The organism is Pseudarthrobacter sp. 902506025 (assembly GCF_040702325.1).
Classification (GTDB): Bacteria; Actinomycetota; Actinomycetes; order Actinomycetales; family Micrococcaceae; genus Arthrobacter.
Window position 1 is genome coordinate 226,534 of the sequence record NZ_JBFBKW010000002.1, and the last position, 20,228, is coordinate 246,761.

At 66.6% G+C, this 20,228-nt stretch carries 19 protein-coding genes; 7 read left to right on the top strand and 12 right to left on the bottom strand.

Annotated features, from left to right (window positions below; translation table 11 throughout):
• Position 1: 1 nt before the first annotated feature.
• The 6 genes from AB0280_RS04860 to AB0280_RS04885 all read right to left on the bottom strand — a co-directional run bounded on the left by AB0280_RS04860 (position 2) and on the right by AB0280_RS04885 (position 6,861).
• Positions 2-682, bottom strand: a complete 681-nt coding sequence (locus AB0280_RS04860) for a winged helix-turn-helix domain-containing protein (RefSeq protein ID WP_224023229.1) — start codon at positions 680-682, stop codon at positions 2-4.
• 9 nt (positions 683-691) lie between these two features.
• Positions 692-2,035: an allantoinase AllB gene (gene allB / locus AB0280_RS04865; RefSeq protein WP_307491408.1), complete on the bottom strand. Its 1,344-nt coding sequence runs from the start codon at positions 2,033-2,035 to the stop codon at positions 692-694.
• Entirely contained in the window at positions 2,028-3,224 is a 1,197-nt protein-coding gene (locus AB0280_RS04870) for a glycerate kinase (protein WP_307491410.1), read from the bottom strand. Before AB0280_RS04870 ends, allB begins: the two co-directional genes overlap by 8 nt.
• Positions 3,225-3,226: 2 nt before the next feature.
• A complete protein-coding gene (gcl, locus tag AB0280_RS04875) occupies positions 3,227-5,017 on the bottom strand; it encodes a glyoxylate carboligase (RefSeq protein WP_366366330.1) in 1,791 nt (596 codons plus the stop codon).
• A 131-nt stretch (positions 5,018-5,148) separates the two neighbouring features.
• Complete coding sequence (locus tag AB0280_RS04880) at positions 5,149-6,027, bottom strand: 2-hydroxy-3-oxopropionate reductase (protein ID WP_307491414.1); 879 nt, start codon at positions 6,025-6,027, stop codon at positions 5,149-5,151.
• 33 nt (positions 6,028-6,060) lie between these two features.
• A complete protein-coding gene (locus AB0280_RS04885; protein ID WP_307491416.1) occupies positions 6,061-6,861 on the bottom strand; it encodes a hydroxypyruvate isomerase family protein in 801 nt (266 codons plus the stop codon).
• Between the two features lie 193 nt (positions 6,862-7,054).
• Here AB0280_RS04885 and AB0280_RS04890 point away from each other — a divergent pair, with 193 nt between their 5' ends.
• A complete protein-coding gene (locus AB0280_RS04890) occupies positions 7,055-7,927 on the top strand; it encodes a hypothetical protein (RefSeq protein ID WP_307491418.1) in 873 nt (290 codons plus the stop codon).
• A gap of 143 nt (positions 7,928-8,070) precedes the next feature.
• Here AB0280_RS04890 and AB0280_RS04895 read toward each other — a convergent pair whose 3' ends face one another.
• Positions 8,071-9,324 carry an MFS transporter gene (locus AB0280_RS04895; protein WP_370871798.1) on the bottom strand — a complete coding sequence of 418 codons (1,254 nt, stop codon included), beginning with the start codon at positions 9,322-9,324 and terminating at the stop codon, positions 8,071-8,073.
• A gap of 106 nt (positions 9,325-9,430) precedes the next feature.
• Entirely contained in the window at positions 9,431-10,651 is a 1,221-nt protein-coding gene (locus AB0280_RS04900; RefSeq protein ID WP_366366332.1) for a M20 metallopeptidase family protein, read from the bottom strand.
• 136 nt (positions 10,652-10,787) lie between these two features.
• Between AB0280_RS04900 and AB0280_RS04905 the strand changes: the two genes are divergently transcribed.
• The gene (locus AB0280_RS04905) at positions 10,788-11,810 is read left to right on the top strand and encodes an Lrp/AsnC family transcriptional regulator (protein WP_159630362.1); all 1,023 of its coding nucleotides are present in this window, start codon (positions 10,788-10,790) and stop codon (positions 11,808-11,810) included.
• A 67-nt stretch (positions 11,811-11,877) separates the two neighbouring features.
• Here AB0280_RS04905 and AB0280_RS04910 read toward each other — a convergent pair whose 3' ends face one another.
• Positions 11,878-12,321 carry a hypothetical protein gene (locus tag AB0280_RS04910; protein WP_307491425.1) on the bottom strand — a complete coding sequence of 148 codons (444 nt, stop codon included), beginning with the start codon at positions 12,319-12,321 and terminating at the stop codon, positions 11,878-11,880.
• A gap of 390 nt (positions 12,322-12,711) precedes the next feature.
• Between AB0280_RS04910 and AB0280_RS04915 the strand changes: the two genes are divergently transcribed.
• The 4 genes from AB0280_RS04915 to AB0280_RS04930 all read left to right on the top strand — a co-directional run bounded on the left by AB0280_RS04915 (position 12,712) and on the right by AB0280_RS04930 (position 15,543).
• A complete protein-coding gene (locus tag AB0280_RS04915) occupies positions 12,712-13,011 on the top strand; it encodes a putative quinol monooxygenase (protein ID WP_307491427.1) in 300 nt (99 codons plus the stop codon).
• A gap of 84 nt (positions 13,012-13,095) precedes the next feature.
• Positions 13,096-13,974 (top strand): Rieske 2Fe-2S domain-containing protein, encoded by an 879-nt coding sequence (locus tag AB0280_RS04920; RefSeq protein ID WP_307491429.1) that lies wholly within the window; start codon positions 13,096-13,098, stop codon positions 13,972-13,974.
• A 95-nt stretch (positions 13,975-14,069) separates the two neighbouring features.
• The gene (locus tag AB0280_RS04925) at positions 14,070-14,705 is read left to right on the top strand and encodes a GyrI-like domain-containing protein (protein ID WP_307491431.1); all 636 of its coding nucleotides are present in this window, start codon (positions 14,070-14,072) and stop codon (positions 14,703-14,705) included.
• 7 nt (positions 14,706-14,712) lie between these two features.
• Entirely contained in the window at positions 14,713-15,543 is an 831-nt protein-coding gene (locus AB0280_RS04930; RefSeq protein WP_307491433.1) for an MBL fold metallo-hydrolase, read from the top strand.
• 172 nt (positions 15,544-15,715) lie between these two features.
• Here AB0280_RS04930 and AB0280_RS04935 read toward each other — a convergent pair whose 3' ends face one another.
• Together AB0280_RS04935 and AB0280_RS04940 are read right to left on the bottom strand one after the other, a co-directional pair.
• Positions 15,716-17,197, bottom strand: coding sequence for an HNH endonuclease signature motif containing protein (locus AB0280_RS04935; protein ID WP_366366334.1), 1,482 nt, complete (start codon positions 17,195-17,197; stop codon positions 15,716-15,718).
• A 74-nt stretch (positions 17,198-17,271) separates the two neighbouring features.
• On the bottom strand, positions 17,272-18,471 hold the full coding sequence (locus AB0280_RS04940; protein WP_275180749.1) for an N-acetylglucosamine-6-phosphate deacetylase: 1,200 nt from the start codon (positions 18,469-18,471) through the stop codon (positions 17,272-17,274).
• 174 nt (positions 18,472-18,645) lie between these two features.
• Here AB0280_RS04940 and AB0280_RS04945 point away from each other — a divergent pair, with 174 nt between their 5' ends.
• Positions 18,646-19,521: a hypothetical protein gene (locus AB0280_RS04945; RefSeq protein WP_366366335.1), complete on the top strand. Its 876-nt coding sequence runs from the start codon at positions 18,646-18,648 to the stop codon at positions 19,519-19,521.
• A gap of 62 nt (positions 19,522-19,583) precedes the next feature.
• Here AB0280_RS04945 and AB0280_RS04950 read toward each other — a convergent pair whose 3' ends face one another.
• A complete protein-coding gene (locus AB0280_RS04950) occupies positions 19,584-20,156 on the bottom strand; it encodes an AAA family ATPase (RefSeq protein ID WP_307491441.1) in 573 nt (190 codons plus the stop codon).
• Positions 20,157-20,228 lie beyond the last annotated feature (72 nt).

Here is a 20,228-nt window from a genome sequence, read left to right on the forward strand (position 1 = left end):
GTCATATGCAGTATTCCGCCGGACCCCGAACGGCTGCGTGCGGGCCCGGCACAAACTGGTAGCCGCCGCCGCGGACAGTGGCCACGGCATGGCGGGCATTGCCCAGTTTCTTGCGGATCCTGCCCACGTAGACGTCGATGGAACGTGCGGTGGCTCCGGGAAAATCCAACGATTCCAGGAACTCCTGCAGCTCTTCGCGGCCTACCGTGCGGGACAGGTGCGTCACCAGGTAGCGCAGCACCTTGTATTCGACGCCGGTCAGCGCCACCGGCCTGCCGTCCAGCAGGACGGAGTCGGCGGCGAGGTCCACGGCGACCCTGCTGACGGGGCCGGCCGACGGCGGAAGGCGGGTGCCGCCGTCGGCCGCGGTTGCGCCGGGGTTCTCCGCCATGGAAGGAACGCGAGAGGAGTCGGCTGCGGCTCCTTCCGCATTGGCGGAGACCCCGGACGTGGGGGCTCCGGCGGCAGGCCAATGGACTTCCGCCTCCGGAGCAGTTTCGAGGGCCCTGGCAAGGACCATTTGGGCGGCGTGGCGCAGGATATCCGGGCTGGTCCCTTCGGCCGGGACCACCCAGACGGCCAGCCCGTGGGCGGTGGCGCGCCTGGGCGGAACCCGGTGCGGAACGCCGTGCGGAACCGGATGCGGGACCGCCGTCCGCGGATGGTGGGCTTCCACTGCCATGGCGGGCCCTTATACGCCGCCGCGGCGGATCAGCTTGCCCGTGGGGGTCTGGCCGTCCACTACGGCGCCGCGGAGGAAGGTCTTGCGGACCACGCCGGACAGGGCCTTGCCGTCGTATGGCGTGATGGGGTTCTTGTGCTTGAGCTTGGACACGTCCACCACGAACGCCTCATCAGGGGCAAACACGGCGAAGTCGGCGTCGTAGCCCAAAGCCAGCTGGCCCTTGTTGGTGAGCCGGGCCAGGCTGGCAGGCTTCTCCGCCATCCAGGACACCACCTGTTCCAGCGGGATGCCGCGGTGCCGGGCCTCGCTCCAAATCAGGGACAGTCCCAGCTGCAGGGATGAGACGCCGCCCCAGGCCACGGCGAAGTCGCCGTTCTCCAGGTCTTTGAGGTCCAGGGTGGACGGGGAGTGGTCCGAGACGATGCAGTCGATGGTGCCGTCCTGCAGGCCCTGCCACAGCAGCTCGCGGTTGGAGGCTTCCCGGATGGGCGGGCAGCACTTGTAGGCGGTGGCACCGTCCGGGATTTCCTCCGCCATCAGCGTCAGGTAGTGCGGGCACGTCTCCACGGTGAGCTTGACGCCGTCGCGCTTTGCCGAGGCGATCATGGGCAGCGCGTCCGACGACGACAGGTGCAGGATGTGCGCACGCGCGCCGGTCCACCGGGCGCGTTCGATGACCTCGGCGATGGCCTTGTTCTCGGCGCCGCGGGGGCGGGAGGCGAGGAAGGTCTCGTAGTGGTCGCCGCCGGGGTGGGGTGCGCGGTCGATGGCGTGCGAGTCCTCGGCGTGGACGATCATGAGCGAGTCGAAGGACTTCAGCTCGGCCATGTCCTCTTCCATCTCATCCGCGTCCAGGTGCGGGAACTCGTCCACGCCGGAGTGCAGGAGGAAGCACTTGAAGCCGAACACGCCTTCGTCGTGCAGGGGACGGAGGTCTGCCTTGTTGCCGGGGATCGCGCCGCCCCAGAAGCCGACGTCGATGAAGGCCTGGTCCTCGGCCACCTCGCGCTTGAGCTTGAGGTTCTCCACCGTGGTGGTGGGCGGGACGGAGTTCAGCGGCATGTCGATGATGGTGGTGACGCCGCCGGCCGCAGCTGCGCGGGTGGCGGAAGCGAAGCCCTCCCACTCGGTGCGGCCGGGCTCGTTGACGTGGACGTGGGTGTCCACCAGGCCCGGGAGCAGGGTTTCGTCGTCGGCCAGTTCGACGATCTCGGTGCCGGCCAGGCCGTTGCCCAGCGGCTCGATGGCGACGATCTTGCCGCCGCGGACGCCCACTTCGCGCGGGGCGATGCCGGCGGTGGTGAGGATGCGCTGGCCCCGGATGACCAGGTCAAAACGTTCTTCAGACACGGAGGTCCTCCTTGGTACTTGCAGCGCCGGCAGGCCGTCCGGCCGCCAGCCGCTTGCTGATCTGGGTGCCCAGCTGCTCCAGAAGCTCGCCGGCCTCTGATATGCACCTGTTTACATCGGTTTCGAGCTCGGTCAAAGCGTAAACGCCTTCGAATCCTGCAGCGGCGGCCTGGCTGTGCTCCAGGGTGGTCCGCCCGCACACCGCGATGACGGGAATGCCCTGCGCTGCTGCGGCCCTGGCAACACCCATGGGGGTCTTGCCGAGCAGGCTTTGTTCGTCCAGGCTGCCTTCGCCGGTAATCACCAGGTCGGCGCCGGCCAGCCTTTCGGCCAGATCGGTGAATTCGAGGACGACGTCGATTCCCGGCCGCCGCGTTGCGGCCAGGGCTGCGATGGCGGCGTAGCCCACGCCGCCGGCCGCCCCGGCCCCGGGAGCCTCGGCGGCCTTGACGGCGCGGAATCCGATTTCCCTGGCCAGGACTTCGACAAACCTGGCCAGGGCGGCGTCGAGCATGCCGACGTCTTGTGGTGTGGCACCCTTTTGCGGGCCGAAAACCGCCGCGGCGCCCTGGGCGCCGAGCAGGGGGTTGTCGACGTCGGATGCCAGCACGAAGCGGGTGTCCACCAGGCGGGGCTCAAAGTGGGTGAAGTCGATGCTGTGCAGGTTGGCCAGCGCAGCCCCGCCGGGGGGAAGCTCGTTGTTCCGGTTGTCCAGGAGCCTGGCGCCGAGCCCCTGCAGGAGCCCTGCGCCGCCGTCGGTATTGGCACTGCCGCCAACGCCCAGCATGATCCGCCGGCAGCCGGCGTCCAGCGCAGCCCGGATTAGCTGCCCGGTGCCCAGGCTGCTGGCCGTGGCGGCAGACGTTGAGTCCGGGCGGGCGCCACTCCGCACGCTTGGCACCAGGGCCAGCCCGGACGCCGTCGCCATTTCAATGACGGCCTCCTGCCCGCGGACCGCGAAGTCCGCCTGCACCGGCTGTCCGGTTGGCCCGGCGACCGTTGCCGTGCGGCGGGTGAATCCGGAGCCGACGGCGGCGTCGAGGGTGCCCTCGCCGCCGTCGGCCACCGGAATCTGGACGATGTCAAGGTTGCCGCCAGTCCCGCGTTGCAGGCCCCTTTCCAGGAAGCTGCACACCTCCGGGGCGGACAAGGATCCCTTGAACTTGTCCGGGGCGATCACGATGCGCATGGTTAGGCCTGCAGTGCCAGGATGGCGGTGGGAGCGTCGGCGGCGGATTCCGCCAGTTCCTCGAACTCGTTCACGGCGTTGATTTCCACGCCCATGGAGATGTTGGTGACCTTCTCCAGGATCACCTCCACCACCACGGGAACCCGGAACTCACCCATCAGGGCCTTGGCCTTGTCGAACGCGGCAGCGAGGTCGCTGGGGTCCTCCACGCGGACGGCCTTGCAGCCCAGGCCCTCGGCCACCTTCAGGTGGTCCACGCCGTAGCCGCGGGTGTCCTCGGACAGGTGGGAGCTGTTGATGTTCTCGAACGCCAGGGACACGTTCTGTTCCATGTTGAAGCCGCGCTGCGACTGCCGGATCAGGCCCAGGTACGAGTTGTTCACCACCACGTGGATGTACGGCAGGTTGAACTGCGCGCCCACGGCCAGTTCCTCGATCATGAACTGGAAGTCGTAGTCGCCGGAGAGGGCCACCACGGTCTGGTCCGGGTTGGAGCGGGCGACGCCGAGGGCAGCCGGGGCGGTCCAGCCCAGGGGGCCTGCCTGGCCGGCGTTGATCCACTTGCGCGGGCCGAAGACGTGCAGCATCTGCGCGCCGGCGATCTGGGACAGGCCGATGGTGGAAACGTAGGTGGTGTCGCGGCCGAAGGACTTGTTCATCTCCTCGTACACGCGCTGCGGCTTGATGGGGATGTTCTCGAAGTGCGTCTTGCGGTGCAGGGAGGCCTTCCGGTCCAGGCACTCGGCAACCCAGGCGCTGTAGTCCGGCAGGGACCCGGCCGCAGCCCGTTCCTTGGCGAGCTCAACCAGCCCTGCCAGCGCCGCGCCGGCGTCGGACGCGATGCCCAGGTCCGGCGAGAACACGCGGCCGATCTGCGTGGGCTCGATGTCGATGTGCACGAACTTCCGGCCTGCCGTGTAGGTTTCCAGGCCGCCGGTGTGGCGGTTGGCCCAGCGGTTGCCGATGCCGATCACGAAGTCGCTCCGCAGGTAGTTCTCGTTGCCGTAGCGGTGGCTGGTCTGCAGGCCCACCATGCCGGCCATGAGCTGGTGGTCATCCGGGATGGTGCCCCAGCCCATCAGGGTGGGGATGACCGGAACGTTCAGGGTTTCGGCCAGCTCCACCAGCTGCGCGGAGGCGCCGGCGTTGATGATGCCGCCGCCGGCCACGATCAGCGGGTGCTTGGCGGCGAGCAGCATGTCCAGGGCCTTTTCCAGCTGCTTGCGGGAGGCCTTGGGTTTCTCAACGAGGAGTGGCTCGTAGGTGTCGATGTCGAATTCGATTTCGGCCATCTGCACGTCGATGGGCAGGTCCAGCAGCACCGGCCCGGGGCGGCCGGAGCGCATCAGCTGGAAGGCCTTCTGGAAGGCGCCGGGAACCTGGCCCGGTTCCAGGATGGTCATGGCCATCTTGGTGACGGGCTTGGCGATGGACTCGATGTCCACGGCCTGGAAGTCCTCCTTGTGCAGCTTGGCCACGGGGGCCTGGCCGGTGATGCAAAGCATGGGGATCGAGTCTGCCCAGGCTGCGTAGAGGCCGGTGATCATGTCGGTGCCGGCGGGCCCCGAGGTGCCGACGCAGATGCCGATGTTGCCGTCCTTGGCGCGGCTGAAGCCATCGGCCATGTGGCTGGCGCCTTCGACGTGGCGGGCCAGGGTGTGGCGGATGCCGCCGTGGGCGCGCATTGCGGAGTAGAAGGGGTTGATGGCGGCGCCTGGCAGGCCGAACGCCTCGATGGCGCCTTCCTTTTCCAGGATGGCCACCGCTGCATCAACGGTACGCATCTTGCTCATGGGGTGCTCCTTGAAAGCTTGAAAGTCTGTTTTTGGGTGTGCTGGAGAGACCGCCGTCGTCTCGTGTACGACGGCGGGTTCCCTGCTGAGGTGCTTGTTCCGCGCTTTTGTCCCGGCTGCGCCGGGAGTGGCTAATTCCTGCCGCTGAGCTGCAGGACCTGCTTGAAGAGTCCGGAGTGGTCCAGTGCGCCGTCACCCTGGTTGACGGTGGCGGCGACGAGCTGGGCGGCGACGGCGCCGAGCGGGATGGCGACGTTCGCTTCGCGGGCGGCGGCGGTGACGATGCCCAGGTCCTTGTGGTGCAGGGCGAGCCGGAAGCCGGGGTCGAAGTTGCGGTCCAGCATCTTCTGGCCCTTCTGGTCCAGGACCTTGGACCCGGCCAGGCCGCCGCCGAGGACCTTGAGGGCGGCGTCGGTGTCCACACCGTAGGCCTCCAGGAAGGCGATGGCTTCGCCGAGGACCTCAATGTTGACGGCGACGATCAGCTGGTTGGCCGCTTTGACGGTCTGGCCGGAGCCGGAGGGGCCGACGTGGACGATGGTTTTGCCGACGGCGTTCAGGACATCCTGGGCGTCGTCGAAGTCTGCCTTGTCGCCGCCCACCATGATGGACAGGACGGCGTCGATGGCGCCCTGTTCGCCGCCGGAGACCGGGGCGTCGAGGGGGCGGATGCCTGCTTCGCGGGCTTCGTCGGACAGGCGCTTGGCCACGTCCGGGCGGATGCTGGAGGCGTCGATCCACAGCGTGCCCTGCTTCGCGTTGGCGAAGACGCCGTCCTTGCCGCTGACCACGCCCTCAACGTCGGGGGAGTCCGGCACCATGGTGATGACGACGTCGGCGTCCTTGACGGCGTCCGCGATGCTCGAGGCGCCCTTGCCGCCCTCGGAGACCAGCTTGTCGATCTTGTCCTGGCTGCGGTTGAATCCGGTGACGGTGTGGCCGGCCTTGACCAGGTTGGTGGCCATGGGCAGGCCCATGATTCCGAGTCCGATGACTGCAACGTTGCTCATGATGGTTCTCTTTCTGGAAAGTCTGTGTGGGTACTAGTTGCTGGCGTGCTCGCGGATGGCCCAGCTGAAGGCTGTTTCCTGCGGTTCCTTGTACTCGAGGCCGATGTAGCCCTCGTAACCGAGTTCGCGGCTGCGGGCGATCCATTCGCCGAGCGGGAGGGTGCCGGTGCCGGGGGCGCCGCGGCCGGGGTTGTCGGCGATCTGGATGTGGCCGAACTCCCTGGCATGGTTTTCGATGACTGCCTGGACGTCGTCGCCGTTGACCGCCAGGTGGTAGAAGTCGGCGAGGAGCTTGATGTTCCCGACGCCGGCTTCCTCCTTGACGCGTGCGATGACCTGGAGTGCGTCGTCGGCGGTGAGAAGCGGGTACTTCGGTGCGCCGCTGACGGGTTCGAGGAGGACGGTGCCGCCGATGCGGGCGACGCCTTCGGCTGCTGCCGCGAGGTTCTTGACGGCCAGCTCGTCTTGCTCTTCGGGGGTGAATTCGTCCTGCCGGTTGCCGTAGAGGGCGTTGAAGGCCTTGCAGCCCAGGCGCCCGCCGATGCCGGCCACGACGTCGATGTTGTCCTTGAACTCGGAGCAGCGTCCCTTCCACGAGACCAGGCCGCGGTCGCCGCCGGGCATGTTGCCGGCGTTGAAGTTCAGGCCCGTGAGCTGGACACCGGCGTCCGTGATGGCGTTCTCGAACCTGGTGGTCTCGCTGTCCGCCGGGACCGAGGTTTCGAAGGGCCACCAGAACTCAACCGCGTCGAAGCCTGCGGCCTTGGCGGCTGCGGGGCGTTCGAGCAGGGGAAGCTCCGTGAGGAGGATGGAGCAGTTCACTGTGTACGTCATCGTAGGTCCTTCCGAGGAGGGGCTTTGATCTATCTTCCCTTGCTGCCGGCATCTTCACCGTTTCCGCTTTGTGGAATTTAGATTCTGCTTTATGAAAAGTGTAGGGAAGGTGGGGTGGGGTAGTCAAGGGGAGGCGCGGGCGGGAGACTGGTAGCAGGTACGCCCGCTCAACGTGAAATGGACTGGAGCGATCATGACCGCTGCCCGCCTAAGGCTTCTGGCCTGGCTCATCGCCGTCATGGCCTTCCTTGCCGGCTGCACGCCCGGGGTGGGCGCGGGGCAGGCCGTGTCTGGATCCGCGGCCCCTTCACCTGGGGCGACCGCGACGGTGCCCGCCACCGCGGCCGGTTCGGCAAGCTCCGCGCCGGATGCGGCCGACGTCGCCCTCGCTCCGCCGCAGGCGCCGATCCCGGCGGCCACTCCCGCTCCCGCCCCCGCCAGTGCTCCCGCTCCCGCCCCGGTGCCCCAGCCGTTTGCCCTCAACCTGTACCGTGAGGGGGACTTCGTTCCGCAGTACACCTTTGACTGGTGCGTGGCCGCGAGCATCCAGATGGCGCACAACCTGATTGACGACACCGGCGGCGGCACCTGGGCTGACCGCGCGCAGCAGAATGAGCTGTGGGAGAGGGCCCGCGCCCACTCTTCGGACTCGTTCAACGGTGCCAATCCCTTTGGCTGGGCGCAGGTGCTGACGGAAGCGGGGATGGGGCCGTACGCCGTGGTGAGTGTTCCGGGCTATGAAGAAGCGGTGCGGACGGCGGCGCGTGCCATCACGGAGACGGGCAGGCCGGTGGGCCTGGTGATGTGGAGTGGCCGCCACGCCTGGGTGATGAGCGGATTCGAATCGGTGGGCGATCCGCGCCAGTTCCCCGATTTTTCAGTGACCGGCATCCGCGTCCTCGATCCGCTCTACCCCTACGGCAGTGGCCAGTGGGGCCCGTCGCCGGCGCCCAATGCCCTGCTGACGCCGGAGCAGTTGGCCACGCAGTTCGTAGTCCGCGAGCCGAGGCGCTGGAGCAGCGGCCTGGCCGCCGGCTACCTCCTGGTGCTTCCCACTGCCGCGTAGCCAGGACGCCTCCAACCTGCCATCCAGCCAACCTGCCATCCACCCTGGCCGCCATCCAACCCGGCTGCCGCGAAACCCTGGAAACGCCAAAACATCCCCGGCACGGAAAACCGCGCCGGGGATGTTTGCAGTAAAGCCGGGGACTAGTGGGTCAGGTCCTTGCCCTTGGTTTCGGGAATCGTGAACACGAACGCTGCGCTGACCGCCAGGAGCAGCACTGCGTAGATGTTGAACACCTGCGGCGCCCCGAGCGAGGAGCCCAGCCACTGCTGCAGGTAGGGGGCGGTGCCGCCGAACACCGCCACGCAGATGGAGTAGGGCACGCCCACGCCCACCGTGCGGATGGAGGTGGGGAACAGCTCGGCGTACACGGCCGGAACAATGGCGGCGCTCGCAGCCACGAAGACCAGCATCACGGACATGCTCACGGCCAGCTGCCAGGCGGAGTCCTTCAGCAGCCAGGTCATGGGGAAGTGCAGCACCGCGGAGCCGATTGCGCCGGCCCACAGGACCTTCTTGCGGCCGATGCGGTCCGAGAGCTTTCCCCATACGGGCAGGGCGGCGATGAAGACGATGTTGGCGATCACGCCCGCCCACAGTGCCTCGCCGCGGTCGATCTTCAGCGCGGTGGTGGCGTAGCTTGGCGCCACCACGCCCCAGATGTAGTAGATCACCGTCAGGCCCACGGTCAGGCCGATGACCTGCATGGCCTGCTTGCGGTAGCGGACAATCTGCGGCCAGATGGGAGCGCGCTTGGCGGTGACGGCCTCGTCCTGGAATGCCTCGGTCTCGTGCAGGCGTGACCGCATGATCAGCGCGTACAGGCCCATGGCGGCACCGATCAGGAACGGGATCCGCCAGCCCCAGGCATTCATCGCCTCGGTGCTCAGCGCCATGTTCAGGACGGCGCCCAGCAGCGTTCCGAAGAGGATGCCCACGGTCCCTGAGGTGTAGATGAGGGTGGCCCAGAAGCCGCGGTGTTCCTTGGGGGCCATCTCGGACAGGTACGTCTGCGAGGACGGCAGCTCGCCGCCGTGTGCCAGGCCCTGCACCAGGCGGGCCACCAGCAGCATGAGCGAAGCGAAAGCACCGACGCTGGCGAACGTGGGGGCGATGCCGATCAGCAGGCTGCCCAGCGAGGCGAGGCCGACGGCGAACGTCATCGAGGTCTTCCGGCCCACCCGGTCGCCGATCCAGCCGAAGAGGAAGCCGCCGAAGGGCCGGGCCACGAAGCCGACCGCAAAGATCGCCAGGGTGGACAGCACCGCCGACGCCGGGTCCTCCTTGCTGAACAGCTGGCTGGCGATGAAGGGGGTAAACGTGGCATAGATGGCCCAGTCGTACCACTCAACGGCGTTGCCGATGCCGGTGCCGACGATGGTCTTGGCGGTGGACATGCGTCCAGTCTGGGGCTTGCTTACTGCAACGGACATGGTCTTCTTCCTGGTCGGTTGGTCTGCGGGAGAGGGCAGCGGCACTGCTGCCGGGGGCGGGAGGGGGAACTTAGGCGGTCCGCGACAGCGTGGCCAGCCGCGAAATGGCGAGTTCCGCATAGAGTGCGGCCCCGTCTGCCAGCACGGCGTCATCGAACGTGGCATACGGGGAGTGGTTGAACGGCGACGCGTCGGGGTCGCCCCCGGGGGACACGGCGCTGAGGCCCACAAACGTACCGGGTACCTCGGCCAGCACGCGGGAGAAATCCTCCGAGCCGCTGAGCGGGGTGGCCCAGCGCGAGAGGCGGCGCTCGCCGAAAAGCTCGGTGATCACTTTTTCGGCGGTGTGTGTTTCGTCTTCGTTGGTGATGGTGAGCGGGTATTCCTGCAGGTAGTCGACGGCGACCTCCACTCCGTGTGCGGCGGCGATCCCCTTGAGCAGGCGTGGCACGGCGTCCATCATCTTCAGGCGGGATGCTTCCGAGAAAGTCCGGATGGTTGCTTCGATGCGCGCAGATTCCGGGATGATGTTCCGCTTGGTCCCCGCGTGCAGCACGCCCACGGACAGGACTACGGGATCGAACATGTTGAACTGGCGGGTGACCATGATCTGCAGGGCTGTCACCATTTCTGCTGCCACTGTGACCGGATCCTTCGCGGAATGCGGTGCCGAACCATGGCCGCCGGCGCCGAGCACCGTGACTTCCAGGCCGTCCGACGCGCTGAGCATGACGCCGGGCTTGGTGCAAAAGGTGCCGTGCGGCTCCAGCGAGGAAAACACGTGCACGCCGTACGCTGCCTGGACGCGTGGACCGGCGGCGTCCAGGACGCCCTCCCGGATCATGTAGCTGGCACCGTCGCAGCCTTCCTCGCCAGGCTGGAACATGAGGACGACGTCGCCCTGGAGTTGGTGCTTCTTCTCGGCCAGGAGGGTTGCGGCTCCGGCGAGCATGGAGGTGTGCAGGTCGTGGCCGCAGGCGTGCATGGCGCCGTCAGCCTGGGACGTGAAGTGGACTCCGGTCTTCTCCTGGACGGGCAGTCCGTCCATGTCTGCGCGGAGGAGGACCGCGGGACGCTGCCTGGCGGGATCAGAGTTGCCGCCACGCAGGACTGCGGTGACCGACGTCGTCTCCTTGCCCAGGGTGATCTCGAAGGGGAGGCCGTCCAGCGCCTCCAAAACCTTCTCCTGGGTGCGCGGAAGGTGGAGCCCGATTTCCGGCTGCCGGTGCAGGTCGTGGCGCAGGCGGACCAGGTCATCCTGCAGGTCCTTGGCGTCGGCGGTTATGGTCACGTGTTACTCCTTGGCAATGGGCATCAGGGCTTGGAGACTATTCTGAAGTGGCGTGGTTCACATTCAAGGAAAGCGCTGGAATTATTCTGCAAGTGCATGATGGCGTCAGGATTCATGCAAGGTGAAGGAGGCGTGGGTGGAGCTCAGCGAGGATGACCTTGCCCTGATCCAGGTGCTGCAGGCTGCGCCGAGGCTTGGCTGGGCTGACGCCGCCAAGGTGCTGGACGTCCATGCAACTACCCTCGCCGCCCGCTGGGACAGGCTGGCCTCGCAGGGCGCTGCGTGGACGACGGCGCACCTGGCGGGTGACCCCAAGCAGATGCTCCTGGCGTATGTGGCCGTTGACTGCGAAATGAACCGGCGGGACAGCGTCACGGCGCAGCTGGCCGCTGTGCCGGAGATCGTTACGGTGGAGGAGGCGGCGAGCAACCGGGACCTGATGCTGACTGTCATTACCCGGTCGCTGGAGGAATTCAGCGACCGGGTGGTCTCGCACCTGAAAACCATCGACGGGCTGACCAAGTACCAGGTGGCCCTGTGCACACGGCTGCACAGCAGCGGCGACGACTGGCGGTTGAATGTCCTGAGCCGTTCCCAGCTGGCCACCCTGCGGACCCTCGCACCGCAGGCAAGCCCGGAGCCGGCGCAGGTGGCCGGGCAGCTTCCGCAAAGCCACCTTGACCTGCTGCCGTTCCTGGCCCGGGATGGCCGTGCCACAGCTGCCCAGATTGCCCGCGCCCTTGGCCGCCACCCCGCCACCGTGCAGCGCCAGCTGAACCGTGTGCTGGCCAGCGGCATCCTGTCGTTCCGCTGCGAAATCGCGCAGCGCTACTCATCGTTCCCGGTGACCTGCCAATGGTTCGTGAACGTACCGGCCGGCCAGCACGAGGCAGCCGCAGCGGAGATCCGCACCATCAGCAACGTGCGGCTGAGCGCCTCCACCACCGGACCCACCAACTTCGTGATCATCATGTGGCTGCACACGCTGGCGGACGTCATGTCCGCTGAACTGGCGCTGCAGCAGAAGGTGCCCGGCATCGACATTGTGGAGAGCGCGGTGATGCTGCGGACGGTCAAGCGGGTGGGCTGGATGCTGAAGGAAGATACGACGGCGAGTGGCGCCGTCGTCCATGCCGGAAACCTGGGCGCCGCAGACTGAGACGGACAGATCGTAACGGGGAGCCAGGGACGCTGCCCCTGGCTCCCCGCTAAGGGGAAGAAGAGTTCTACTTCCCGTCGCGGTGGACTTCCACTACGGCGCTCTTCTCCCATGGGGTCCAGTCGGACCAGTGTCCGCCGTGGTTCTGCACGCGGAACGAGACCAGCTGGTAGACCTCTTCTGCGCCCCTGCGGTCGAGGTTGGGCACACGGTCAATGCTGGAAATGGTCCTTGCGCCGTCGTGGCGATCAAACTGCTCGGTGAAGACTGTGCGGCCGAGGAAGTCGTCACTGCTGCGCGGACCGGGGTCGTCTTCGGAGCGCAACTGGCGGATCTCGACGGTCTTTTCGCCGTTGCAGTCCACTTTGATCCTGAAATCGACCTTGTTGCCCCGGAGATCCTTGGGATCCTTTGGGTCGACGGTACAGCCGTTGCGGCTTGTTTCCGCGTTGGCGGGTGCGGCCAACGCGAGGAAACCTCCGAACAGGCCCAGTGCAAGGACTGGAACCATGGCCAGCCTTGCCCGGGTTGGCCTCTTAGTTCGAGTGTTGGACATATCTTGTTGCTCCTCAAAGGATGCGATTCACCTTTGCGGGCAGCCTTAAGCCGCCGGAATTGAGCACATTTTCAATAAACCGTTGTGGTGGCAGGAGCCTGCCCGTCCCTTTTCCAACAGCGCGCCCCGCAGTGCGGGTGGCTTCGACTCCGGATCCTTCTGTTCGCTGAATCCGGTGTTTAAAAACATCCTCCCCTCTGCGCAGCTGCGCTAGGGGCAACCGCACCCTGCTTGACCGGTTCCCCTTCAAGAGTTCCGCCCTCCCATTGGAGCTGGGCGCCGCTTGTGCCGGGGCCGGCCTTTGTGCTCTTTTCCGGCGTTCGCCGCAGGCGGCAAACTGTCCCTATGACCTTTGCGAATGTGGGAATGCTGGGAACCAAGCCCGGCCAGCGCGATGCCCTGGTGGCCATCCTGCTCCGGCCGAAACCCGGGATGAAGGAAGCCGGGTGCCTGCTGTATGAGGTGGGAATCAATGCCGATATGCCGGACACCGTGTTCGTCTCGGAACTGTGGGAGTCTGCCGAAGCGCACCAGGCATCGCTGCAGTTGGACAGCACGCAGGCCGCGATCGCCGAGGCCATGCCGCTGCTGTCCGGTGAAATGGGAGGCCACCGGTTCACGGTGCTGGGGTCCCCGCTTCGGTAGCTGCCGCCAAAAGCGAAATACCTCCCTCCCAGGACGGGTATTCAGCGGCGAGTGGATTGCGGTAATTGGGGTAAGGGAGGACACATGAAACCGTTGCCCGCACTTGAGCTTGTCACCCGTTTCGAGGATGCCGAGTGGCTTGACCCACTGGCCAAGAGCGTCCGGAAAGCCGTCCTGAAGGTCGTCAAACCGCGCTGGGCCCGTGATGTCCTCCACGGCGTTCCCATCGGCCACCCGGTGCATCCCCTTGCTGTCCAGGTGCCCATCGGTGCCTGGCTCTCCGCAGGAGTACTCGACGCGGTCCCGGGCGGAGAAAAAGCTGCCCGGCTGCTTATTGGGGTGGGCACTGCCAGCGTGATTCCGTCTGCGTTGGCCGGATTCACCGATTGGTCCCAGCTTCATCCGCAGCAGCAGAGGGTGGGCCTGGTGCACGCCGCGGCCAACGTCACCGCCACGGGCCTCTACATCGCGTCGCTGGTGCAGCGGTCAACTGGCAGCAAGGGAGGCGGCAAGGTGCTTGCATATCTTGGACTGGCCACCGTCAGCGCCGGCGGCTTCCTGGGCGGCCACCTTTCTTACCGCCAGGCTGCGGGCGTGAACCACAGCGAGGAAATCCCGCACCGTTTCCCGTCCGGCTGGCAGCCGTTGGCGCCGTTGGCGGAGCTGCCCGAGGGCGGCCTGCACAATCGCGAAGTGGCCGGCATCCCGTTGCTGGTACATCGTGAGGGCGGGACGGTCAACGTACTCTCCGACGTCTGCAGCCACCTCTCCGGTCCGCTTCACGAAGGCAAGATCAAGGACCACGACGGCGACCCGTGCGTCGTCTGCCCCTGGCACCGGAGCACATTCTCACTGCGCACCGGTGAAGTGAAAGCCGGCCCGGCAACTTCGCGGCAGCCGCTTTTCGAAACGCGGGTGACCGGGGAACTCGTGGAGGTGCGCCTGCCCGGGGCTGACGGCTAGAAAGGCCGTTAGGCCCTGTTGGGTTGCCAGGGGCGGCGAAAAACTGGGTGCATGGCGACGTCAAGGGGAATCCAGGCGAGGTGAGTCCAGGCGCGGTGAGCGATCTTCGCGAGGACATCGCAGTCCTCTACAAGGGGCGGAAGGGATCCGTCGATTTCGTTGACGTTCCTCCGCTGCTCTTCGCCATGGTCCGGGGCCAGGGGGACCCCGACGGACCTGCATTCGCGGAGGCAGTCCAGGCGCTCTTTACCATCAGCTACGCCGCGCACTTCGGGCTCAAGAAGCGGGCTGGTTTGATCACGAAAGTGATGCCGCTGGAAGCACTGTGGTGGTTCGACGAGCCTGGGCACGCTGACCCCGACGAGCCCGTAACAGCAGGTTTCGGCGGCCTTTCGGGAGTCGACCGGGAATCATGGCGATGGCAGGCCATGATGGTTCAGCCCGAACCAATCGACGAAGCCCTGCTGGAGCGGGCCAGGGAGGAGTCCCGGGCCAAGGAACTTCCGGCACTGGACCTGCTCCACTTCGAGCGTTGGGAAGAGGGCCGCTGCGCCCAGACGCTCCATGTCGGTCCTTACGCCGACGAAGGCGCCACAATCGCCCGCCTCGACGCGGTGGTGGTGGAGGCCGGGCTGAAGGTCCGCGGCAGGCACCACGAAATCTACCTTGGCGATCCCCGCCGCAGCGCACCTGAGAAGCTGCGAACGCTGATTCGCCACCCGGTGGTGTAAAAGACTGATGACGCGTGTAACCGAACCGCGGGAGATTGCTTCCGGCGTGCTGTTGATGACCTCCGGTGCAGGTCCAATGGCCGCAAACCTCTACCTTGTGTGCTCGGGTACCACCTGGGCGATGGTGGACTGTGGCTGGGCCGGCAGCGCGGAGCCGGTCCGGCGCGCTGTGGAGCAAGAGTTGGGGAATGGCATCACGCCTGATGCCATCCTGCTGACCCACATCCATCCGGACCACTCCGGCGCTGCCGGTGCCCTGGCCCGGACGTGGGAGGTGCCGGTGTACGTCCACCAAGCAGAGCTGCCCATGGCCGCCGGGAAATACATCCCCGAGTTTTCAATGCCGCTGGACCGCTGGATCATCGCCCCGCTCCTGTGGTCGTTGCCCGCCCGCACCCGCCGCAGGATCGAGGCGTCCGGTGACATCACGGACGTGGCCCGCAGCCTGCCCCGCGATGGAGGAATACCAGGGCTGCCAGGGTGGGCGGCCATCCCCACGCCCGGCCATACCCCGGGACATGTTGCCTATTGGCGCGCCGGCGATGGCGTCCTGCTCACCGGGGATGCGGTGGTGACGGTGGGTTTGAATTCCATCCGCGGCATCCTCTCAGGCGTACCGGACCTGTCCGGGCCACCCAGGTACACCACCTGGAACTGGGAGCAATCCATGGACTCCATCACACGCCTCGCAGGTCTGGGTCCCCGGTTGCTGGCGCCGGGCCATGGGCAGCCGCTTGCTCTTGGGGCCGTTCCGCGGCTGCGGGCTCTCACTATGAAGGAGCGCACGCAACGGATGAGGCTCCGTGGCCGCGCTGCGGGATCCCCCGAGGCTGCCTAGCCGGTTCGCTGGCTGTCCGGGATGTGCCAAGGGGAGCATCAGTCGCTCTGTGGTTCCTTGCCCGGTTCCTGCCCAGCAGTCCCGGCCTTGGAGTTCCCACCTTGCAGTTCGTGCGGAGTTCGCGCCCTGCAGTTCCTACACGGCAACGCGCCCTGCGGTTCCTCCAGAGTTGCTACACGGCAAGGCGCTCCAACAGGGCTTCCTCCAAGAGGCTTCGCTCCGTTGGCATGGGCCTTTGCAGCCATTGCGGCCAGTTTCCTGGTGGCCAGTGGGTTGGTTCTGGGTCCTGGTCTTCTGGGTTGTAGTGCCTGCCTGTTGGTGAGGTCCAGCCGGGTGGTTCATTCTTGGTGGCCGGGTCGGGTGTCCATTGGCTGTGGTGTTTGAGTCGATGGTGTTTGGGGCAGAGTTGGGCCAAGTTACTGGTTCCGGTGGTGCCGCCGTGTTGCCAGGCTTGTAGGTGGTCGGTTTCGTTGTCGGGGGTGCGGTTTGTGCAGCCCCGGAAGGTGCACTTGGCATCCCGCATCCTGACCCACCGTTTGATGGCCTCCGTGAGCCGGTAGTTCTTCCTTCCGATCTCCAGTGGTGCCCCGTCCCTGGGGTCGATCAGGACCCGGTAGAGGGAGTCCGCCCCGTCGGCGACCAGTTTCCGTGCCATGGAGGCCGGGATCGGGCCGAAGCCATCCAGTACGGCGGGTTCGTCGGTGGCTCCGAGGAGGGAGAATACGGGCACCATCACCAGGACATCGGCCCGCGGGGTGGGGACCTTCCCGACCTCCGTGGATTTCCCGGTCTGTGTGGTGTTCCCAGCCCCCAGCAGCAGGGAGGCGGCGATGTCGGGGCGCAGCTGGGTGAGCGTGCGCTCTTCGTCGGGGCCTTGGAGTCCGCGGGCGGTTGCGGTGGTGCGGTTCCAGATCGCGGAGGCGGTGTCCCCGGGGAGGTAGAGGGAGACCCAGGCCATGCCGTCCTTGTCGGGGGTGTATTCCATCCGCCGGTCGGCTACCCCTTTTACATGGCGTTTCTCGATCGATTCCGGATGGTGGCGTTCCCGCCAGCCACGGACCTTGGCTCGGAACCGTGACGGTACGAGGTCTCCGGGGGTGGCGCCGCGGGCGGGGCGGGGTGCGTCAGGGTCGAAGAAATGCGCCACCAGCGACGCCGCGCCGTCAGTGGTGAGGCCCTCGGTTTCGTCGGCGACAATCCGGGCGTGCTGCCAGGACATCGCGCCCGCGGCCAGGGCGTTCATGGCGTGCGGCAGGGAGCAGATCCGGCGTGACTGCTCCACCAAAGCGCCCGCGGCTGTGGAGCTGATGGTCAGGACTCCGGCGATTTCCTCCACCACCGACATGTCAGCGTAAGTGCGGTCCTGGATCGAGGCGTCCGGCGGGGTCATCGCTTGCTGGAACTCCGCTGCCTCAGCGGCGTCGCGTGCTTTCGTCGCAGCGAGCTGCGCCTCCAGCCGAGCCATCAGCTCCAGCCGTTCCAGCCGGATCTCATACCGCCGCTGCAAAACATCCGTACCGGCGCTAATATTCACACCGGCACCAGCATGAGCCCCGGAAGCCAGGAAATCGTCCTCTTTCTCCAGCGCATCAAGGGCAGCAACGGAGGCATGGACACCTTCCAAAGCCACCCCAACACCACCGGCGATTCCCATAAGAACATCATCCAACGGGGGTCCGACATTCGAAGCGGCGCCCGAAACCGGTGCGCCTCAGCAGGCTGTAGCGGTCAGCCCGAGGAGTTTACCCACGCGCCTTTCCGCAGCACGCGGGCAAGCTTCAAATCCTGGTCAAGCACCAACACGTCCGCCGGCATCCCGGGACGCAGATCCCCGGCCTGCGCCGAGAGCCCCAGCACGGACGCTGGAACAGCCGACGCTGAGGTTACGGCGTCGCGCAGGGAAACACCCGCGGCCACAGTAGTCCGGAGGACCTCCAGCAGCGTGCTGGTGCCACCCGCAATGGCACCAGTGGCATCCACCCGCGCCACGCCTTGGTCTACCGTGACGGAAAGGGACCCCAGCAGGTATTGGCCGTCGTCAAGACCGGTTGCAGCCATCGAGTCGGTAACGAGGGCGATATTGTCCGCACCAACTAGATCAAAGACCAACTGCACCGTTTCGGGCGCCACATGTACACCGTCGGCTATCAGTTCCACCACCGCTTCTCCCGCCCGTGCCGCGCTGAGGCATGCCGCGACGGGTCCGGGGGAGCGATGGTGCAGTGGAGGCATGGCGTTGAACAGGTGGGTAACCGTCGGCCGCCGCCGCCCCGTGGAATGCCCGCCAGCGGCCAAACCGCCCGCTGCGCGCTTAAGGAAAGCCGCCGCCGTCGGATGATCCGCAGCCGTGTGTCCCAAGGACGGGATGATGCCGCGCGCCGCGAGGAGATCCACAAGTTCGAACGCTCCGGAAAGCTCGGCCGCCAGGGTCATGGAAACCATTGATTCCCCGGCAGCACCAAGGAATCCGGACACCAGGCCCGGATCGGGATCCAACAGCAGCGCAGTGTCATGGGCGCCGCACTGCTCCGTTGAAAGGAATGGACCCTCGAGATGCGAACCGGCAATGAGGCCCTCACCAGCCAGCCCCCGAAGAGCGGAAAGGTTGCGGACAAGCTGTCCGGGCTGCCCCGTGACGATGCTGGCCAGAAGCGTAGTTGTGCCGCGGCTGTGAAGGTAGCGGGCGGCGTGGCGGGCACCGTCCGGGTTGCCCTCCGAGAAGTCAGAGCCGTGTGCCCCGTGACAGTGCAGGTCGACCAGGCCCGGCAGGAGAAACCCCGGTGCCGCGGCCTGATCCGGAAGAACCCCGGGAAATTCCGACGCCGGCCCAGCAAAGGTGACCACGCCGCCGTCGACCGCTACAACACCGTCCGGCACATCCAGGGTCGCCGAAACAATGTGCCCGCGGAGGATGAGCTCACTGTTCACGGTCCACTCGCCTCCCGCCACGGATTATTCCACAACGGCCCCGCGGGCATTCGGCACAAATCCTGCACGCGGCACTATCAGGCAAACTTCCTCCGTGCCGTTATTTCACCGTGCCAGTGGGAACCTTTACAGTGAAAGTGCTAAGCATGCTGTCTATTTCGGAGGGTGAACCTGATGCGAAAAGTTTCTGCGCTTGGAGTAATGGCTGCGGCGATGCTGGCATTGGCCGGCTGCTCGGGCGGGGGCGGCGGTACGGCCACCCCGTCCAGTTCGGCGACCGCGTCGCCGTCCGCCAGCCCGACCGCGGACGCCAAGGTGTACTCGGAGGATCAGCTCCGTGACCTGATCTCGGGCATGAAGGACGCCGACGGCAACGAGCTCAAGCTGTACTCCAAGGAGCAGGTTGACCAGGGCGGAAATATCGCCAACCTGCTCATGAGCACGGCAACCATCGACCCCAAGGACTGCAAGGACATTGCCACGGCCGGCCTGCTGGACAAGGTGGAAAACGGTGACGTTGCCGTAGCACTTTCAGACGGTAACCAGCCGCGCAGCCTGTCGGCCCAGTCCGGCAGCGACGGCCCAGACGCCGTAAAGACCCTGAACGACATCAGCGGCAAGATGGACCAGTGCGCCAAGTTCTCGGTCTCCGCGCTGGGGCAGAAATACGACGTGTCCAGTAAGGAACTGAAGGCGGACACCGACGCGGACAAGACCTTCGCCACCGTCAGCACCCGCAGCGGTGACAACCAGCAGAAGCTGATGCAGGTTTCCGCCGCGCAGGGGCGCCTGTTGGTGGTTGCCACGAAGAGCGGCACCGACCTGGGCGACAAGGACCAGAAGGAACTTGAGGGCCTCATCAATGACGTGTTGAAGAAGGCCGACGGCGGGGGCGCCACTTCCAGCCCGTCCTCCACTAGTTCGTCGGGTTCCATAGGCACGTCCTCGCCGAGTGGCTCGGCTTCGTCGACCGCCTCGTCCACCTCTTCGGCGACGATGTCATCGGGCAGTGGCGCCTCGTCGTCGGCCTCCCCGACTGCCTCGCGGTAGCCGCAACCCACAGCGCGGAGGCGGGCCAGGACTGCAAAGTCCTGGCCCGCCCTGCGCGCCCCTCAGGCCTGCGCGAACTCCAGCCGGGAATTGAGCTCCGCCGCTACCTCGCCCGCCGGTGCGGACGCGTCTATCCGCAAAAAGCCCGCGTACTCCGGCAGTTCCCGGTACCCGTGGTGGAAGGCGGCGAGGTCAGCGAGGCTCTCCGAATCCGTCCCACGGGCAATGATGCGGCGGTGGGCTTCGGTGTGGTCGATGTCCAGGTGGAAGATGGCGTCCGGTTGCGGCAGCCGGGCCAGCAGCCAGGGGAGGAAGCGTCCGCGGGGCAGCCCTTTTGCGTGCCGCAGTGCCAGTTGGCAGTGAAGGTGGCGGTCCATCACCACCAGGCCGTCGAACCGGCTGGCGCGCAGGTGCGATACCAGCACGTTGCCCACCCGGAGAAGGGTTTCGACGCCGTCTGCCACCCTGTCCGGCAGCCGCACTCCCAGCCTGGCCGCGGCCAGGGACATGACCCGCCGGCCCGCATGGTTGCTCACCAGCAAGGCCCGTCCGCCGCGGGCCCGCACCATCGACACCAAGGCGCGGGCCGCCGTCGACTTTCCCGATCCGTCGATGCCCGTCAGCACAATGATCATCCGGCCTCCTCCCGCCGCTCCGTTTAACGCCGGGGACGGGCGCAATGTCCCGAATGAGCTGGAATTCACAGG

Bases quoted from the DNA above. Each gene is read 5' to 3' on its own strand.
- AB0280_RS04950 (WP_307491441.1), bottom strand. From the start codon at position 20,156: ATGATCATTGTGCTGACGGGCATCGACGGATCGGGAAAGTCGACGGCG.
- AB0280_RS04890 (WP_307491418.1), top strand. From the start codon at position 7,055: ATGACCGCTGCCCGCCTAAGGCTTCTGGCCTGGCTCATCGCCGTCATG.
- AB0280_RS04910 (WP_307491425.1), bottom strand. From the start codon at position 12,321: ATGGTTCCAGTCCTTGCACTGGGCCTGTTCGGAGGTTTCCTCGCGTTG.
- AB0280_RS04920 (WP_307491429.1), top strand. From the start codon at position 13,096: ATGAAACCGTTGCCCGCACTTGAGCTTGTCACCCGTTTCGAGGATGCC.
- gcl (WP_366366330.1), bottom strand. From the start codon at position 5,017: ATGAGCAAGATGCGTACCGTTGATGCAGCGGTGGCCATCCTGGAAAAG.
- AB0280_RS04895 (WP_370871798.1), bottom strand. From the start codon at position 9,324: ATGTCCACCGCCAAGACCATCGTCGGCACCGGCATCGGCAACGCCGTT.
- AB0280_RS04885 (WP_307491416.1), bottom strand. From the start codon at position 6,861: ATGACGTACACAGTGAACTGCTCCATCCTCCTCACGGAGCTTCCCCTG.
- AB0280_RS04930 (WP_307491433.1), top strand. From the start codon at position 14,713: ATGACGCGTGTAACCGAACCGCGGGAGATTGCTTCCGGCGTGCTGTTG.
- AB0280_RS04915 (WP_307491427.1), top strand. From the start codon at position 12,712: ATGACCTTTGCGAATGTGGGAATGCTGGGAACCAAGCCCGGCCAGCGC.
- AB0280_RS04870 (WP_307491410.1), bottom strand. From the start codon at position 3,224: ATGCGCATCGTGATCGCCCCGGACAAGTTCAAGGGATCCTTGTCCGCC.
- AB0280_RS04945 (WP_366366335.1), top strand. From the start codon at position 18,646: ATGCGAAAAGTTTCTGCGCTTGGAGTAATGGCTGCGGCGATGCTGGCA.
- AB0280_RS04880 (WP_307491414.1), bottom strand. From the start codon at position 6,027: ATGAGCAACGTTGCAGTCATCGGACTCGGAATCATGGGCCTGCCCATG.
- AB0280_RS04860 (WP_224023229.1), bottom strand. From the start codon at position 682: ATGGCAGTGGAAGCCCACCATCCGCGGACGGCGGTCCCGCATCCGGTT.
- AB0280_RS04935 (WP_366366334.1), bottom strand. From the start codon at position 17,197: ATGGGAATCGCCGGTGGTGTTGGGGTGGCTTTGGAAGGTGTCCATGCC.